General features: G+C 36.9%; 12 protein-coding genes. 4 read left to right on the forward strand and 8 right to left on the reverse strand.

Annotation, left to right across the window (positions count from 1 at the left end):
* Positions 1-4: 4 nt before the first annotated feature.
* Positions 5-1480: a RagB/SusD family nutrient uptake outer membrane protein gene (locus ACFSRZ_RS06875; protein WP_379665801.1), complete on the reverse strand. Its 1476-nt coding sequence runs from the start codon at positions 1478-1480 to the stop codon at positions 5-7.
* Positions 1481-1490: 10 nt separating this feature from the next.
* On the reverse strand, positions 1491-4505 hold the full coding sequence (locus ACFSRZ_RS06880; RefSeq protein ID WP_379665802.1) for a SusC/RagA family TonB-linked outer membrane protein: 3015 nt from the start codon (positions 4503-4505) through the stop codon (positions 1491-1493).
* Positions 4506-4897: 392 nt separating this feature from the next.
* On the opposite strand from ACFSRZ_RS06880, the gene ACFSRZ_RS06885 reads away from it, so the two are divergent.
* On the forward strand, positions 4898-5356 hold the full coding sequence (locus tag ACFSRZ_RS06885) for a (2Fe-2S)-binding protein (RefSeq protein ID WP_379665803.1): 459 nt from the start codon (positions 4898-4900) through the stop codon (positions 5354-5356).
* Between the two features lie 20 nt (positions 5357-5376).
* Positions 5377-7587: a xanthine dehydrogenase family protein molybdopterin-binding subunit gene (locus ACFSRZ_RS06890; RefSeq protein ID WP_379665804.1), complete on the forward strand. Its 2211-nt coding sequence runs from the start codon at positions 5377-5379 to the stop codon at positions 7585-7587.
* Here ACFSRZ_RS06890 and ACFSRZ_RS06895 read toward each other — a convergent pair.
* The 5 genes from ACFSRZ_RS06895 to metG all read right to left on the reverse strand — a co-directional run bounded on the left by ACFSRZ_RS06895 (position 7579) and on the right by metG (position 14794).
* A complete protein-coding gene (locus ACFSRZ_RS06895; RefSeq protein WP_379665805.1) occupies positions 7579-8169 on the reverse strand; it encodes a nucleotidyltransferase family protein in 591 nt (196 codons plus the stop codon). The two genes, ACFSRZ_RS06890 and ACFSRZ_RS06895, sit on opposite strands and share 9 nt — an antisense overlap.
* Complete coding sequence (locus tag ACFSRZ_RS06900) at positions 8169-9179, reverse strand: XdhC family protein (RefSeq protein ID WP_379665806.1); 1011 nt, start codon at positions 9177-9179, stop codon at positions 8169-8171. Before ACFSRZ_RS06900 ends, ACFSRZ_RS06895 begins: the two co-directional genes overlap by 1 nt.
* Before the next feature lie 81 nt (positions 9180-9260).
* Positions 9261-10163, reverse strand: a complete 903-nt coding sequence (locus ACFSRZ_RS06905) for a histone deacetylase family protein (RefSeq protein WP_379666075.1) — start codon at positions 10161-10163, stop codon at positions 9261-9263.
* An 8-nt stretch (positions 10164-10171) separates the two neighbouring features.
* The gene (locus ACFSRZ_RS06910) at positions 10172-12556 is read right to left on the reverse strand and encodes a hypothetical protein (RefSeq protein ID WP_379665807.1); all 2385 of its coding nucleotides are present in this window, start codon (positions 12554-12556) and stop codon (positions 10172-10174) included.
* 186 nt (positions 12557-12742) lie between these two features.
* The gene (gene metG, locus ACFSRZ_RS06915) at positions 12743-14794 is read right to left on the reverse strand and encodes a methionine--tRNA ligase (protein ID WP_379665808.1); all 2052 of its coding nucleotides are present in this window, start codon (positions 14792-14794) and stop codon (positions 12743-12745) included.
* A 105-nt stretch (positions 14795-14899) separates the two neighbouring features.
* Between metG and ACFSRZ_RS06920 the strand changes: the two genes are divergently transcribed.
* A complete protein-coding gene (locus ACFSRZ_RS06920) occupies positions 14900-15916 on the forward strand; it encodes a S66 peptidase family protein (RefSeq protein WP_379665809.1) in 1017 nt (338 codons plus the stop codon).
* Positions 15909-17285, forward strand: a complete 1377-nt coding sequence (locus tag ACFSRZ_RS06925) for an alanine/glycine:cation symporter family protein (protein ID WP_379665810.1) — start codon at positions 15909-15911, stop codon at positions 17283-17285. The genes ACFSRZ_RS06920 and ACFSRZ_RS06925 overlap by 8 nt, the downstream gene beginning before the upstream one ends.
* On the opposite strand, the gene ACFSRZ_RS06930 is transcribed toward ACFSRZ_RS06925, so the two are convergent.
* A complete protein-coding gene (locus ACFSRZ_RS06930) occupies positions 17282-17860 on the reverse strand; it encodes a hypothetical protein (RefSeq protein WP_379665811.1) in 579 nt (192 codons plus the stop codon). The two genes, ACFSRZ_RS06925 and ACFSRZ_RS06930, sit on opposite strands and share 4 nt — an antisense overlap.

The following is a 17860-nucleotide window of genomic DNA, read 5'->3' on the forward strand; positions in this document are numbered from 1 at the left end:
AGTTTTAGTATCCTGGGTTTTGTGCCCATCTGTTCCCTGCTAATTCAATTTCAATCTGTGGGATTGGGAATAGTTCATGTTTTCCGGCCACAAAACCGTTGATTGCCTGAGCAGCTCTTCCTGTTCTTACTAGGTCAAAAAAGCGATGTCCTTCACCCACAAGCTCTAATCTTCTCTCGTCGTATATAGCATCTGTTAATGCAGAACCTGTAGAAGTAACATCATGTAACATGTCTCCAAAAGCTCTTCTTCTTACTCTATTCAAATATTCTTGAGCTCTTGCATCACTAATCCCGCCTCTATTCAAAGCTTCAGCAGCCATTAAAAGCACGTCTGCAAAACGAATAGATCTGTAATTGTTAGGATTGGTAAGATTCAAATCCGGTTGAGCTCCATTGTTACGGACTCTAGGGATGTATTTTCTGTTGAAGTACCCCGTATGTTCGAAGCCTGTTCCAAAAGTAGCGCCTGTTTGTGCTGCCCAAGCTTCGATGTCTAAAATAGCAACATCTCTTCGTAAGTCATCGGTGTCAAAGGCATTATATGCTTCTTCAACAGGAACATTAAAACTGAACCCTGAAGAAAAGTCAGGACCTGCATAGTTTCTGATTCCGTTAAAACCTACAGCTACATTTCCTTCGCTACATTGTAAGCATCCAAAACCGGCTCCTTCTGTATCAGTATATTGTACTTCAAACACAGATTCTATATTGTTTTCACCGGCCTCTTCCCAAATAGAAGCATAATCTGTTACTAGATCGTAAGGGCCAGTAGCAATCAAATCTTCTAATACTTGAGCTGCTTCTACAAACTTTTCTTGGTATAAGTATGCTTTTCCTAATAGAGCTTGAGCTGCTCCTTTGGTAATTCTACCTGCTTCAGCTTGAACAGAAGGAAGATTGTCTGCGGCAAATATCAAATCTGCTTCAATTTGTGCGTATACTTCTGCTTTTGGAGTTCTATCTAAAGAAAACTGATCTCCAAACTGAATTCTTCGATCTACAACCAAAGGAACATCTCCAAACCATTTAACTAATTCAAAATAATAATAGGCTCTTAAAAATCTTGTTTGAGCGAGTACCTCGTTCTTTCCTGAAAAATCTGTTTTGTCTTGGAATTCCATAATATAGTTGGCTCTGTTAATTCCGGCCCACATCCATCTCCAAACATCTCTTAGATTAGAGTTTACAGGAGTGTGAATCATATCATCTACTTGTTGAATCCCCGGAACATCGGTAGCACTTTCTCCTCCGGCCAAAGTGTTGTCTGAAGCAATTTCTCCTAACATCACATTGATATAGGTAGACTGCAATAGATCGTAGGCACCGATCAATGCATTTTGATAGTCTTGTTCTGAGTTGAAAAAGTTTTCAGAGGTAACTGCGTTGGGTTCAACATCTACAAAATCGTCACTACAAGCATTATAGGTAAAAGTTAATAATGCTAATATGATAGTTGTTTTTATCGTTAATTTTTTCATTGTCTTCATTTTAGAAATTAACATTTACTCCTAATAAGAAAGTTTTTGGTGCAGGGTAAAAACCTTGATCTACACCGGCTCCGATAGGATCACCTCCAGACCCTGTAGGATCAAAACCTCTGTATTTTGTTAATGTGAAAAGATTGCTGGCAGATACATAAATACGTAGCTTATCAAAGCCAGGTCTCTTTAAAAACTCTTCTCCAAAACTGTATCCTAATTGAATGTTTTGAAGTCTTACAAAAGAACCGTCTTCAACATAGAAGTCCGAGAATAACCCGTTGCTGTTAGGCCCTGTTGTTACTCTTGGAAAAGAGTTACTGGTTCCCGGACCTGTCCAACGATCTAAGTAGTAAACAGATCTGTTGGTCAACGGTTGGTTTCTTTCGTAGTTACGTACAATATCATTTCCTATGGATGCAAAAGCATACATATTAAAGTCGAAATTCTTATAGTTCATAGAGATGTTCAATCCCATGGTTGCATCAGGAATAGGATCTCCGATGTATGTTCTGTCATCAGAATTGATTACTCCATCTCCATTTTGATCTACAAAACGAAGATCTCCGGGAGCAGCATTCGATTGTGTTGCATGTGCATCCACATCAGCTTGTGTTTGGAACAATCCGTTGGTTTGCAATCCGTAGAAATAACCAATTGGAAAACCTGCTTCCATTCTAGAGATTCCTAATTCTTGCCCTACTCCAAAAGTTCCACCAAAAACAACTCCGGTATCACTCCCTACAAACAACACTTCATTGTCTAAAGTGGTTAGGTTATAGTTGATTCCGAAATTGAAATCGTCGTTGATATCTTCTTTGTAGGATATTGAGAACTCAAGACCTCTGTTTCGTACAGTTCCTGCATTTACCAATGGAACTGCAGAACCTGGAGCATTAGATCCTAACAAACCAGAAACTTCAGGATTTACCAGTAAATCTTCTGTCTCTTTATTGAAGTAATCTACTGTGATATCTATTTTGTTAAAAAGACCAATATCTAAACCGATATCTAAAGGTTTTTGCTTTTCCCATCTGATTTCCGGATTCGAAATAGCCCCTAAAGCCTGCCCGAATGTTAATTGGTTATTAAATACATAAGTAGCTTCTCCAGATAAGGTAGATACAAATCGGAAACTCTGAATTCTATCATTTCCTATTACACCATAACTGGCTCTTAATTTTAAAAGATTGATGGTTTCACTATCTTTTAAGAAATCTTCATCAGAAACAACCCAACCAACAGATCCTGTGGTAAAGTATCCGAACTTATTTTTAGGGCCAAAGTTTGAAGATCCGTCTCTTCTTACAACAGCAGAGAATAAGTATTTACCAGCATAGTTGTATTGAATCCTTGCAAAATAGGATAACAATCTGCTGTCAAAAAACTCTCTTGGTGCATTACTTATAGCTAAGTTGTTTTGAGCACCAGAACCAATGCTTGCAGAATTCAAATCGTCTCCAGAAACATTAAAACTAGTTAAGTTAACGTCGTTAATACCTTGAGATTTATTCACAGAAGTACCAACCATCAACTTTACATCATGAACATCGTTAAACTTTCTTTCGTAGCGTAAGATGGCATCAAACAAATAGTCTTTGAATGTTTGTTGAAAGAAGTTTACAGTAGGGACGTTGTTGTTGAATACTTTCCCAGCACCGTAGTCTACAGCCGGATTAAAGAATTTTCCTTTAACTACGGCATAATTGTGTTGGTATCTTACTTCGGCAGAGAAGTTTTCTAAAAACTTATAGGACAAACTGTAACTACCGGCGTACTTATTTACCCAGATTCTGTTAAATGTATTATCTCTTTGTGCTAAAGGGTTTACAACCTCAATACCAACTCCCGTTGTTGGAGCTTGTTCATTAATACCACTTGTAGATGGCATGTTCAAAGCATTGAACAATACAGATCCTAAAGCATTTTCAGGTAGTGTTTTTCTGTTGGTATTGGTATATAGAGATGATGTTTTGAGATTTAGCCCTTTGATAATTTCTGTGCTGTAATTGAATTTTACAGTTCTACGGTTAAAATTAGATTTGTCTCTTCCAATGATTCCGTCCTGATCTAAGAATGAAGCTCCAAAAGAATAGGTAGACTTCTCGGTTCCTTTATTGACTAAGAAATCTGCACTAGAGATGGGAGCAGTTTCAAAAACCTCATTTTGCCAATCGGTTCCAAACCCTAAACCTCCAACATTAGGAAATGGTAAGGCTTCTCCATTAGCAGCGTGAGCTTCGTTTGCCAACAAGGCATATTCTGTAGCATTTAATACAGGAATTTCTCTTGTTGTAGTTTGAAACCCTGTATAGGCATTAAAAGAGTATTTGAAATCGGTTTCTTTTCTTCCGGTCTTGGTAGTAATGATAATTACACCATTAGCACCTCTTACACCATAGATCCCTGCTGTTGCATCTTTTAATACGTTAATAGATTCGATGTCAGAAGGGTTGATAACACTTAGGTCTTCAATAATATTCCCATCAACAAGAATTAGTGGATTGTTATTACCATTGGTAGAGATTCCTCGAATCCTAATATTTTGAGCCGCACCCGGCGATCCTGAAGGTGAGGTTACATTTACCCCGGCTACCTGACCTTGTAAAGCTTGTTCTACTCGTGTGGGTTTTAACTCTTCAATCGTTTCGCTACCTATTACAGAAACCGCTCCTGTAACTTCTTTTTTTCGTTGTGTTCCATAACCTACAACAACGATCTCGTCTAGTTGTTCTGAACTTTCCTTCAGACTAACATTAATCGTTTCTTTATCAACCGTTACTTCTTTGGTAACATAACCGAGGTAACTAAAAACCAAGATTGCTCCTTTGGGAACAGCGGATATTCTATAGTTTCCATCAAAATCGGTGACATCACCTTTGGAAGAGTTTTTTACGATAACATTAACCCCGGGTAGTGTTTCGCCTGTTACAGCATCTGTCACAACACCTTTTACATTGAGTGTTTGAGCATATAGAAACATGGAACTGAAGATTAATGAAATTACCAATAAGAGTCTTCTCATAAACTTTTGAATTTGTGATTTTGATAAAATTATCCCGATTTATTGCTAAATCCTTAAAAAAGGACGCTACAAAAAATATACAATTTAAAAAAAAGACAAAAAAATTGAAAAGCCTTTATTTATGTGGGCTTGAGTTTCAGGTTTTAAGGCGTAAAAAAGCGAATGTTGTGGTAATGTATTGTTTTCAAATTGCCTTTTTAAGAAATGATGTGGTCTTTATTTATTTTGCTTCATTGATTTTTCAGCAGATTTGACCTTTTAGAGCTTGTTTACAGGCATTTTTAACACTTTCATGTTAAATGATTCTTAAATACAACAACACTTAAAATGAATAAGTTTAGAGGGGATGATTTTTTTGTAACTTGAAACTTCAATTTCATAATCAACTTATTATGCCCAATTATACACTTAAAGTCAACGGAAAATCAGTAAGTGTTACTGCTGATGCCGATACACCTCTTTTATGGGTGTTAAGAGATGAACTTAACATGCTAGGAACCAAATTTGGTTGCGGTATTGCCCAATGTGGTGCTTGTACAGTTCATGTTGGAGAAGATGCTATGAGAAGCTGTTCTCTACCAATTGCGACTGTTGCAGGAGAATCAATTACAACTATTGAGGGGTTATCTAAAGATGGTTCACACCCTGTACAGGAAGCTTGGAAAGAGATCGATGTACCGCAGTGCGGATATTGTCAGGCAGGACAAATGATGACAGCATCAGCATTTTTAAAGGTAAACCCGAATCCATCTAAGGAAGAAATAAGACAGGCAATGCATGGAAATATTTGTAGATGTGCTTCCTATAACAGAATTGAGAAAGCTGTAGAACTAGCAGCTAAAAAATCCTAACCAACTAAATCGAATTAATTATGAAGTCTCAAAATAATTCACTGCAATTCAGTAGAAGAAACTTTTTGCGCACAACAGCGTTAGCTGGAGGAGGAATGTTAATTGGATTCAATCTGTTTACGGCATGTAAGTCGGAAGCAAAACCACCGGTTGATATTTCGAAATTAAACTTTAATGATTTCAATGCATTTATTAAGATATCTGATGAAGGTTATGTAACCATTTTTTCTCCCAACCCGGAAATTGGACAAGGAGTAAAAACATCAATGCCAATGATCATAGCAGAAGAATTAGATGTTCCTTGGGATAAGGTAAATGTAGCTCAAGGAAAATTAGATTCTAAAAATTACCAAAGACAGGTAGCAGGAGGAAGTCAGTCTATACGTTTCGGATGGGATGCACTACGTCAAACCGGGGCTACTACAAGGCAAATGCTGGTTAATGCAGCAGCAGCTAAGTGGGGTGTAGATGCTTCTACATGCTCTGCTTCACAAGGAGTTATTACAAATGCTAACGGAGATAAGCTGGGTTATGGAGATGTTGTAAAAGAAGCAGCATCATTAGAAGTTCCAGAAAATGTAAAGCTAAAAGACCCAAAAGAATATAAGTTGATCGGTCAAGATGTTCGCAATGTAGATATCGATAAGATCAGAACAGGAAAGCCTTTGTTTGGAATTGATTACAAACCGGAAGGAATGCTATTTGCTTCGGTAATGAGACCACCGGCTTTTGGAAAAAAACTAGTGAGTTTTGACGATTCTAAAGCAAAAGCGGTAAACGGAGTTGTAGACGTGATTAGGTTTGGAGAAAAAATAAAAGTTCTCGAAAATCAAATCAATTTTACCACAGTTACAGATAAAATAGCAGTGATCGCAACCAGTACTTGGGCGGCAATGAAAGGGAAAAAAGCATTAATCGCTACTTGGGAAGATGCTGAGAAGTTAGAAAGTACAGAAGATCACGATAAAGAATTGCTAAAGATCTTAGACGGAAAGAAATTTGATATTCGTCGTGAAGACGGGAATGTGAAAAAAGCATTTGCACAAGCAGATAAAGTGATAGAGCGCACATACTCATCACCTTTTTTACCTCATAACTGTATGGAGCCAATGAATTTTTATGCAGATATGACAAAGGAAGTAGCTCATTTAGTAGGACCTATACAAACTCCGGCATGGTCGGCATCAATGATCTCCAGAATATTTGATAAGAAACCGGAACAAATTCATTTAGAAATGACCCGAATGGGAGGTGGTTTTGGGCGACGCTTGTATGGAGACTTTGTGTTAGAAGCTGCAGAGATTTCTGATAAGATTCAAAAACCGGTAAAAGTAATGTACTCAAGAGAGGACGATATGGCTGCCGGAACTTACAGGCCTGCTATTAAATACAGAATAGCAGCCTCTTTAAAAGACGGAAAAATTACAGGATACCACTTAAAGGAAGCAGCGATCAATTCTAATATGTATGGATTGATTCCAAACTTTTTCCCGGCAGGATGTATTCCAAACTACAAAGTAAGTACCGCCAATTATAAGAGTAAGATGACAACAGGTGCATGGAGAGCTCCTTATACCAATTTCTTAGCATTTGCTGAGCAAACTTTCTTTAGAGAGTTGGCAGATGAATTAGGAAAAGATCATCCTCAACTGTTAATAGAACTTCTTCAGAATGTAAAAGGAACTACAGACAAACGAATTGAATATTCGGGGCAACGAATGGAAGACACCATTAAACTGGCAGTTTCTAAATCTAACTGGGGGAATGCTCCGAAAGGAAGATATCAAGGTTTTGCAGCATACTATAGTCACAACACACATGTGGCAGAGGTTGCAGAAATAGAAATGAAAGACGGGGTTCCTGTTGTGAAAAAAGTAACAGCCGCAGTAGATTGTGGAATTGTTGTAAACCCATTAGGAGCCAAGAATCAAGTTGAAGGAGGTGTGATTGATGGGATTGGACATGCTATGTACGGAGATTTGTCATTCAAAGATGGAGCACCATTAGCAACAAACTTTGATCGTTATAGATTGATAAGAATGCAAGAAACACCTGAGGTAGATGTACACTTTGTACAAAATGGAGAATCGCCAACAGGACTTGGTGAGCCTGGGTTACCACCAGCCGGAGGAGCAATTGCAAATGCCGTTAAAGCAGCTACGGGAACTCAAATGTTTGAGCAACCATTTATCAATTACTTCGATAAAAAGAAGAATGCAATATTAGGATAACTCTAATAGTTTTTGATACGCATCATTCGTATCAATATCAAAATATGGGGTTTTGGAACTTAGTTTCAAAACCTCTTTTTTGTACTTTTTAATCAATGCTTTGGCTCCTTGATCATTAGATAGGTAAGAAAGCGCATTGAAAAGAGACTTATCAAAGATCACAGGAACACCAGAAGTGTCTTCATAAGAAGTTTGTACAATTCTTTTTCTGGAAGATATAGATAAATCTATGAGCTCTTGGTAATGAGAAGCTTCTACCAAAGGAAGATCACACAAGGTAACTAAAACACGGTCAAAAAGATTTTTCTTACGAATCAATTCTACACCTTTACTTATAGAGCTACCCATTCCATTCATCCATGCGTTATTTTTTATAACCGTCACAGATTTATTCCTTATCTGTGGAAAGATATCTTCAAAATAAGCTCCCAAAACCACAAAAACATGCGCGTTTTGTATGTCTTGAAATTGCTCAATGGTGTGCAATAAAAGATTAGACTCTTTATAAGATAACAACTGTTTAGGACTTCCTAAACGCTTCGATTCTCCTGCAGCTAGGATTAAAATGGCTGTTTTGGACATTATTGGTGAATTCCTCCTGTTTTATGCCTCAAAGATATGGGTTTTTGTTTTCTGATAACAGTAAGAATTTCAGCTAAAATAGAAATTGCAATTTCCTGAGGTGTCTCCGCGCCAATGTTTATGCCGGCTGGGCCGTGTATACGATCAAAAAAATCATATGAAATATTTTCATTTCTTTCTAACATTTCATTGATGAGTTTTTCACGTCTTTTACTAGGTCCTAGCAAACCAATATAGGCAACTTCCTTTTCTGTAACAACAGATAAGTACTTGAGATCCTTTACATAACTATGTGTCATAAACATAATTGCTGTTTGCAAATCAAGTTCAAATGAACCAAATTCAGTTTCAGAAATCCCGTGATAATTTGAAGCTCCCGGAAAATTATTAATGCTCTTAGGATCGTCTGGAGGAGCAATTATGTCGACTTCCCAACCTGTTGATGATGCATATTTGCATAATTGAACAGCATCGTGTTCTGATCCAATAATCACTAATTTAAATCCAGGTTGAATGGTTTGTTGAAAAACATCTAATGAAGTATCATTAGAACTGTTCTTACTTACAGCATAAGTTGCATTTGAAAAATGAAAGGTAGATAGACCTTGAAACCGTTTGTCTTCTTCTTTGGAAAAAGTGGAAGAAATTGTAAAAGGTTTTCGGGATGTGCACTGTGTTTCAAAAGCAGTGTAAAATTCATCCTCAGGATCAAATGGTTCGATAAGAATGTATAAAATTCCTTCACAGCCCAGGCGATATCTTCCGTCATAAACCATAAGTTTGGGTTGATCTGACTCGAAAACACTTTGTGCCTGTCTTAAAACTTCCTTTTCTACACAACCGCCACTAACGGCACCAATCATTTTGCCATTGTTTTGAACAGACATTCGTACTCCGGGTCTTCGGTAAGAAGAACCGTCTAGTGCAACTACGGAAGCTAAGGCAGTTTTAATCCCTTTCTCTTTAGCGATCTTAGCAGATCTGATAATATCTTTGAGTTCGTGCAGCATAAAATTAGAGTAGCAAAATACGAATTTTACTGTTTTTGATCTTACAGAAAAGCCGCAAGTTTTGTTAAGGATTTATGAAAATTAAAAAAAGATGTCTTGAGCTGTTCGAAAGGTATTGGCATGAGCTTCTACAATAACTTTGATATCTTTAGAATAACCGCCTCCCATACTACACACTACAGGAATTGAAAAATCTTTACACGATTGTAAAACAATTCGATCTCGTTCTTTACATCCTTCCATAGACAGAGAAAGCTTTCCTAATTTATCGGACTCGATCACATCAACTCCAGATAAATAAAAAATAAAATCAGGCTCTTGCTCTAAAATCAGTTTAGGAATGGTCTCTTTTAAAATTTGCAAGTATTCTTCATCTCCAACTCCGTTATCCAAGGCAATGTCTAAATTGCTTTGTTCTTTGATAAATGGATAATTACTCTTCCCATGCATAGAAAAAGTAAAAACGGAATCATCATCCTTAAAAATTTCAGCAGTTCCATTTCCCTGATGTACATCAAGATCGATAATCAAGATCTTATCTGCCAAATTCTTATGCTGTAAATAACGAGCTCCAATTGCTTGGTCATTAAATAAGCAAAACCCTTCTCCTTTGTTTGTGAAAGCATGATGAGTACCACCGGCAATATTCATAGAAATCCCATTCTTTAAAGCATATTCACAAGCTTTTAGAGTTCCGTCTGCGATAACTATTTCACGCTCAATCAACAATTCATCCAAAGGAAACCCTATGCGACGAGCAATTTTTGGATCGAGCGTAAGATTCATCAGATCCGATACATATTCAGGATCGTGAGCCAAAAAGATATACTTGTTGTTAGGGATTTCAGGTTCAAAAAAGTTCTCTTCTGTACAAGTCCCTTCGTGAAGCAATTGATGATATAACAGCTCATACTTACCCATGGGAAACCGATGCCCCAAGGGTAAGGGATGCCTATAAATAGGATGGTACGCTATTTTAAGCAGTGTATTGTTTATCTATTGATCGTTTTAGTTTGAGAAAGAAGCTCTTTCCCATTGATAATTCCTTCAATATACAAATTTACACTTCCATTGTAACTTCTCGGAATTTTAAACGAAGCAATTCCATTTTCATCAACATTTACTTCAGGAACCCAATCTACAACTCCATAATCTCTAAAGAATTGAGATCTTTTGGTAGAATAGATAGGCTTGTAAAACTTTTTAGGAGCGCTAAAGGTTAAAGAATACTGGTATTTAGAAACACTTTTTCCTCCGTTGTTGTTATTGAAAGCCAACTTAGGATTGGTCACAATTTTGATAAGAGTTCTACCTCCTCGTACACCAAAACCTAAACCTCCTCTGTTGATATCGATGTAATCTATTTCATCCATTCTCATGTAGTAAAGGAAGTTAAAATCTTCTGTTACAATTCCGTTGATCATAAATAAAGGAACTGTAGCATTAGGGCTTAATGGGTTTCTATCTTCAATAGTATATTGACCGATTCCTCCTGAGTTTTCAATTCTAAACCCTCTACCACTAAGGTATTGAGATAAAGATCGGATATTTCTTCTGTCACTGTCATCAAAAACATGCACATTTCCCCAACTCTTATTCCTGATCTTTTCAATTCTGGAAGATCTTCTGTACTTAGACTTAACTACAACTTCGTTCAACGCCTCTGCGTCTTCAATATCCCAATTAGCAATTAAAGGATTTGTATCTAATGAAGTTATAGAAGACAAGTCTCTTAATGGAGTATTGTACGAATTAAGTGTAAAATCAGGAACTTCTGAAGGATAGAACTGCAAGTACATTGCTGCTTTTTGAGTACTACCGTTCTTTCTTAAAATACTAACACCATAGCTATCTTCTTCAAAAGGGAAGATGTTTGCATGAGTGAATTTTTTATCATTTTTACGCACCTGTACCACATTAGGTCTACTTCCTTCTACAGGATACACCATAAAGCGATCACCCTTCTTTTCGTTGATATTGGCAATCACATCAATTCCACTTTCAAAACGGTGATTGATGACAATTTTGGAAAAGATATTATTCCAATCATAGCTACTCCATCCTTGAGTGATTAGCAGATTATCCAGATCGGCTTTTGATTTTTTGTTAGGATTGGCAAAGTAATACCCGGCATTTTCAACAAACCCTTTTACATAAGGATTCAAATAAGCTTGAGAGAAAATATTTGAATTAAATCGGTACGACTTTGTGCTTTTAGGAAGTATAGAAACACTCAGGTTTTGTACTTTAGAAGGATCAATGGTTTGAGCTACTTTTAAAGATACCACCAAAGAATCTTCAACTTGTGTTGTATTTACATCAGTGATGTTTGCCGTTGCAACATCTTTCCAGTTAAAATAGACACGCTCTAAAATAGGCACATTCTTTTCAGGATCGAAAACAGTAAAGATGTTTACCCCCGAATATAGGTTTTGATGACTTAGTGCTTTTACAACCTGACCGTTATCTCCAAATTGGAAAGATGTGGTTTTAACAGTTGACCCGTTGTGTATAGCTAAGATGTATTCTTTTCCTTTTACATAAGGAATAGACTTTTGATTGGCTCTGAATAACAGTGCGATCTTTTTAGGATAACTAAGAATAGAAATATTAAACCCAATAGGATCGATATCTGTGATCTGCTTTTCAATATTTTGTTCATTGTTAGCCACAACTACCTTGTAGTTTTGACCTTCTAAAGGTTTTAAAGGAACTTTGGCAACACCAAATTGATTGAGTTGAAATTCTTTAATGGTTTGATTGTTTCCATCTACGATAGCGCCGGAAGCATTGGCCAAACCAAATCCGTTAGAATCTTTGACAATTACACCAAGGTAATTACTTACACCTTCAACCAAGTGTCCACCTTCAGGTAATGCTTGAATAACAAAAGAGCGTTGCTTTTTGGTAGTTACAATTTCTTTTTGCTTATCAGGATCGATAACACTAAAAGAGTGTTCGTAGAAGTTACGCTCATCAAAATTGAGCATCCAGTTGGTATAGGCTCTAAAGGTATACTTACCGGAGGTAAAGAGGCTGTCTATTTTAAATATATTAGAAGAAACCCCTTTGTTTACTTCGATGAGTTTGCTTTTGATGATCTTTCCGTCTTTATCAGACACAGTACAGTATAAGTTCTTGGTAACCAATGAAGGTTGTCTAGTAAACTTATCAAAGACATAGGCTGTAAACCCTAACATTTCATTTTTTATAAGAGTGGATTTGTTAAGATGCGCATAAGCAACTTCTCGTGGAGAAGACACAAAGTCCTTATAAGAATTGATAATCTTGTCTTGTGATGTTTGAGCTAATGTGCTCAATGAAAAAATGAAAGAAAAAGCGAAAAGTAAGTTTCTTTTATAAGCAATCAGTTTCATGGGATTTCGTTATTTAATATCTATTCAATTATGACAAATTAAAACCTAAAAGGTTTAAATGGAGCCTTAGACCAATAAAACATTGGTCGATAACAAAGATAATCCTTAACAAAATGAGGCCTCTTTTTTTTAACGAATAATTAGGAAACGAGACGTTTTATTGAGTAAACGTGCTTTTTTAGGTAATTAACTGATCTGCTGACCGTTTCTTACCACTCTTTCAGGTTCTACAAATGCAAGCTTTCCATCTGGAGTATCGGTCATTAAGATCATTCCTTGACTCTCTACACCTCTAATTTTTCTAGGAGCTAAATTTGTCAAAACAGTTACTTGTTGCCCTATGATCTCTTCCGGAGAAAAGCTTTCAGCAATACCAGAAACAATAGTCCTTACATCAATTCCAACATCCACTTTTAATTGAAGTAATTTTTTGGTTTTGGCTACTTTTTCGGCCTCTAAAATAGTTCCCACACGAATATCCAATTTGGTAAAATCTTCAAATTCTATAGTTTCTTTTTGAGGCTCTACAGTTTTGTTTGCCTGTTCATTAGCTAGTTTAGTAGCTTCTAACTTTGCCAATTGAGCTTCAATAGTTTTGTCTTCTATTTTAGAGAATAACAATTCAGATTTACCAATTTGATGACCGGAAGCTAAAAGAACATCTTGTTCTGCAACATCATTCCAAGACAATTCTTGAAGTTGTAAGATCGATTTCAATTTAGCAGAAGTAAATGGTAAGAAAGGTTCAGAAACAACAGCCAATCCAGCAGCTATTTGTAAAGCTACATACATGATGGTCTTTACACGCTCTTCGTCAGTTTTAATCTTTTTCCAAGGCTCTTCATCGGCAAGGTATTTATTACCTAATCTTGCCAGATTCATTAATTCTTGAGAACCTTCTCTAAATCGGTAACGCTCTACAGATTTTCCAACAATACCCGGAAAATTTTTTAAGGCTGCAAGTGTATCCTCATCAACCTCAGATAATTCATTCGGTTCAGGAACAATCCCGTCAAAGTATTTGTGAGTTAATACAGCAACACGGTTGATAAAGTTTCCGAAGATCGCTACCAGTTCATTATTATTTCTTGCTTGAAAATCTTTCCAAGTAAAATCATTGTCTTTGCTTTCAGGAGCATTGGCAGTTAAGGTATAACGCAACACATCTTGCTGACCCGGGAATTCTTCCAAGTATTCGTGTAACCATACAGCCCAGTTTTTAGAAGTTGATAGTTTGTTTCCTTCTAAATTTAAAAACTCATTAGCAGGAACGTTTTCTGGTAAGATATAACCACCATGAGCTTTTAACATGGATGGGAAAATGATACAGTGAAAAACAATATTGTCTTTTCCGATAAAGTGAACCAGTTTGGTGTCTTCATTTTTCCAATAATCTTCCCAGTTCTTTCCTTCTCGCTCAGCCCACTCTTTTGTAGAAGAAATGTATCCGATAGGAGCATCAAACCATACATATAATACCTTTCCTTCACCTCCTTCAACAGGAACAGGAATTCCCCAATCCAAATCACGAGTTACAGCTCTCGGTCTTAATCCATCTTCAACCCACGATTTTACTTGCCCGTATACATTTGGTTTCCAGTCGTGCTTATGACCTTTTAAGATCCATTCTCTTAAGAAATCTTCGTGTTTGTCTAAAGGCAAGAACCAGTGTTTGGTTTGTTTTACTGTTGGAGTATTTCCGGTGATCGCAGATTTTGGATTGATCAGGTCTGTGGCATTATGACTGGTTCCACAATTCTCACATTGATCTCCATAACTTTCTTCAAACCCACATTTAGGACACGTTCCTACAACAAAACGATCGGCTAAGAATTGATCTGCTTGCTCGTCGTATAACTGCTCTGTAACTTCCTCTATAAACTCTCCTTTGTTGTATAGATCTACAAAGAATTCAGAAGCTGTTTTGTGATGAACATCCGCAGAAGTTCTTGAGTAATTATCGAAAGAAATTCCAAACTCTTCAAACGATTTTTTAATGATTCCGTGGTATTTATCAATGATCTCTTGAGGAGAAACTCCCTCTTTCTTTGCTTTCATTGGAATGGCAACACCGTGCTCATCACTTCCGCAGATATAAGCAACATCATTTCCTGTCAATCGTAAATATCTTGAATAAATATCTCCGGGCACATACACCCCTGCTAAATGACCGATATGAATAGGTCCGTTAGTATAAGGTAATGCCGCTGTGATCGTATATCGTTTCGAAGAACTCATGAATTTCTTTTTGGTCAAGTTTTTGCGAGACAAAAGTACAAAAAGGAAGTTGAACTCCTTTTTGAATAACAGATGAAAATAGATACATTTACAAAAACCTTTTTTATGAAGAATCGAAATCGATTCGTAATCGTTTTTTTACTTCTTATGAGTTCTCTGTCTGCCATAGCGCAAACAGAGAATGATTCAATTCAAAGCCCAATGAAATTAATACGTCCGGCATACTTGCAAAAAGGAGATTCTATTGCCATTGTAGCTCCGGCAGGGATCTTAAAGAATAAAAAAGAGATCATTAACAAAGCAAAGCAATTGGCAGAAAGTTGGGGCTTACAGGTAATGATAGGAGACCATGTGTTTAATCAGAATCATCATTTTGCAGGAACAGACGATGAACGAGCTACTGATTTTCAAAAAGCATTAGACAACCCAAACATCAAGGCTATTTGGTCTGCACGCGGAGGATATGGCTCTGGACGAATTCTAGATAGATTGGATTTCACCAAGTTTAAAAACAATCCGAAATGGGTTATTGGCTATTCAGATATCACAGCACTTCATAGTCACATACATAACTTAGGTGTTGAAACCATTCACGGAATGATGGGAACTAGTATGCAGTTTGACCCGGAAGAGAATAAGCAAAGTATTGAAACCTTACGAAAGGCATTGTTTGGAGAAGAATTGAGCTACAAAATTTCTTCATCAAAATATAATAATCAAGGAAAGGCAGAAGGGGAATTAATAGGAGGAAACCTAACGATATTACTCACCATGTTGGGAAGCAAAAGCCAATTAGACACAGATGGAAAAATTCTGTTTATTGAAGAGATCGGAGAGTATAAATACCACATAGATCGTATGTTGCAAAGTTTGAAAAGAGCGGGTTATTTTGATGGATTGAAAGGATTGATCGTAGGAGATATGAGCAATATTAAAAAGAATACAACCAAATGGGGAAGCTCTATAGAGCAGTTGATCTTAGATGCAACGGCAGGATATGATTTTCCAATTTTATTTGGTTTTCCTGCGGGCCATGAAGTAGACAACAGAGCTTTGATCATGGGAAGAAACATACAAATGAGTGTGAAGGAAACAACTTCAGAAGTAAATTTTAATGAGTAGTATAGCAAAAGCAATTCAAGAGTTTTCCTCATTTATATGGGGGCTCCCGTTATTAATATTATTGATCGGAGGAGGAATTTACCTTCTGATCCGTTCTCAATTTGTACCCTTTCGATTTTTCGGTCATGCCATTCAGGTATTACGAGGAAAATATGACGACCCCAATGATCCGGGTCAGATCAGTCATTTTCAAGCATTAACCACGGCTCTTTCTGCCACGGTAGGAATGGGAAATATCTCGGGAGTTGCAGTAGCTATTGCTGTAGGAGGACCGGGAGCCATTTTTTGGATGTGGGTAAGTGCTGTAGTGGGAATGTCTACCAAATTTTTTACCTCTGCTTTGGCAATCATGTTTAGAGGAAAAGACAGCGACGGAGAGTTGCAAGGAGGGCCTATGTATTTTATTACTGAAGGATTAGGGAAAAGTTGGAAACCTTTGGCTCTATTCTTTAGCGCTTGTGCCATGATAGGGGCCTTGCCAGTTTTTAATGTCAATCAATTAACACAAGCAATCAATGACATAATGCTAAAACCCAATGGTGTTACTGTTAATGATACTACCAATTGGATCATCGGAATTGTACTTGTTGTCATCACTTCAATTGTTGTGTTAGGAGGATTGAAACGTATTAGCAAAGTAACAGCCAAATTAGTTCCGGCAATGGTATTACTATATTTCATTCTAGTACTTGTTATATTGGGAGTGAATATTGATGTTGTTCCAAAGTATTTTGGAATGATCTTTACCGATGCATTCTCGGCAGATTTTATCAAACCAGACGCTTTTTACGGAGGAGCTTTAGGAACTTTGATCATATTAGGAATCAGAAGAGGAGCTTTTTCTAATGAAGCAGGTATTGGTACAGCGCCTATGGCACATGGAGCAGCAAAGACAGCTGAACCTGTACGTGAAGGATTGGTAGCGATGTTAGGACCCTTTATAGATACTATTGTTGTGTGTACATTAACAGCATTGGCCATTTTAGTAACCGGAGTATGGCAAACGAGTGGAGATAACGGCGTAAGTTTAACAGCAACAGCTTTTGGAGAAGCTATGCCGGGAATTGGCAAATATCTATTGATGATCTGTGTGGCGGTCTTTAGTATCTCATCACTATTCTCATACTCTTATTACGGAACCAAATCCTTATCTTTTTTAACCAAAGCGAAGTACAAACACTTCTATAACTATCTGTTTATTGCCAGTATTATCTTAGGAGCAACCTCAGACTTGGACACGATGATCAGCCTTATTGATAGTGCTTTTGCACTCATGGCTATTCCAACCATGTTGGCAACGATCATTTTAGCGCCCAAAGTCATGAGGGAAACCAAGAAATATATTTCTAAAATGAAAGAAGATATTTAGAACTCACAAACACTAGGCTTGAGTTTTACCTTGTTTAGGATATTCCAAATATCATGATCTAATTCTTTGGGTGATATTCGAAAAACAACGGTGGTTGTATTTTTCTCCTTACAATAAAAGCTTTTAACTAGAGTGTTTAGGCGAATCATTTTTTTTGTGTGAAAACGATCGTAAAAATGCATTTTCCCAATAAAATCAGAGTCTAAATTCGAATCGTTATTTTTTAGGAAGAGCATAACAGATTCCGGAATTTTAGAACTACCAACACCGGCCAAACCATCATAGTACATTTTCATGTAGACCTCAAGATTTATAGAGGTTGTTTTTTGTTTTCCTTTCACGTGCCAAGCAAAAATATAAGCCCAAAAACCATCACTTTGTTTTTTTGCCCAACCTTCATGAAAACGCAGATCTTCGTAGCCTTCATAAGGGATATCTCTAGCAAACCCTAAAGGGAACTTGAGAATTTCCTTAGTCCATGTACTATCTGTTACAAAGACACCTAAGTGATGTTCGGTTTGTGCAAAACTTATTTTAAAACAGGCAAGCAGCAACACAAGAATTATAGCTCTCAT

Origin of the sequence: Pseudotenacibaculum haliotis (genome assembly GCF_042684245.1) — a bacterium.
Taxonomy (GTDB): Bacteria; Bacteroidota; Bacteroidia; order Flavobacteriales; family Flavobacteriaceae; genus Polaribacter; species Polaribacter haliotis_A.

Bases quoted from the DNA above. Each gene is read 5' to 3' on its own strand.
- ACFSRZ_RS06910 (WP_379665807.1), bottom strand. From the start codon at position 12,556: ATGAAACTGATTGCTTATAAAAGAAACTTACTTTTCGCTTTTTCTTTC.
- ACFSRZ_RS06890 (WP_379665804.1), top strand. From the start codon at position 5,377: ATGAAGTCTCAAAATAATTCACTGCAATTCAGTAGAAGAAACTTTTTG.
- metG (WP_379665808.1), bottom strand. From the start codon at position 14,794: ATGAGTTCTTCGAAACGATATACGATCACAGCGGCATTACCTTATACT.
- ACFSRZ_RS06920 (WP_379665809.1), top strand. From the start codon at position 14,900: ATGAAGAATCGAAATCGATTCGTAATCGTTTTTTTACTTCTTATGAGT.
- ACFSRZ_RS06885 (WP_379665803.1), top strand. From the start codon at position 4,898: ATGCCCAATTATACACTTAAAGTCAACGGAAAATCAGTAAGTGTTACT.
- ACFSRZ_RS06925 (WP_379665810.1), top strand. From the start codon at position 15,909: ATGAGTAGTATAGCAAAAGCAATTCAAGAGTTTTCCTCATTTATATGG.
- ACFSRZ_RS06930 (WP_379665811.1), bottom strand. From the start codon at position 17,860: ATGAGAGCTATAATTCTTGTGTTGCTGCTTGCCTGTTTTAAAATAAGT.
- ACFSRZ_RS06900 (WP_379665806.1), bottom strand. From the start codon at position 9,179: ATGCTGCACGAACTCAAAGATATTATCAGATCTGCTAAGATCGCTAAA.
- ACFSRZ_RS06895 (WP_379665805.1), bottom strand. From the start codon at position 8,169: ATGTCCAAAACAGCCATTTTAATCCTAGCTGCAGGAGAATCGAAGCGT.
- ACFSRZ_RS06875 (WP_379665801.1), bottom strand. From the start codon at position 1,480: ATGAAAAAATTAACGATAAAAACAACTATCATATTAGCATTATTAACT.
- ACFSRZ_RS06880 (WP_379665802.1), bottom strand. From the start codon at position 4,505: ATGAGAAGACTCTTATTGGTAATTTCATTAATCTTCAGTTCCATGTTT.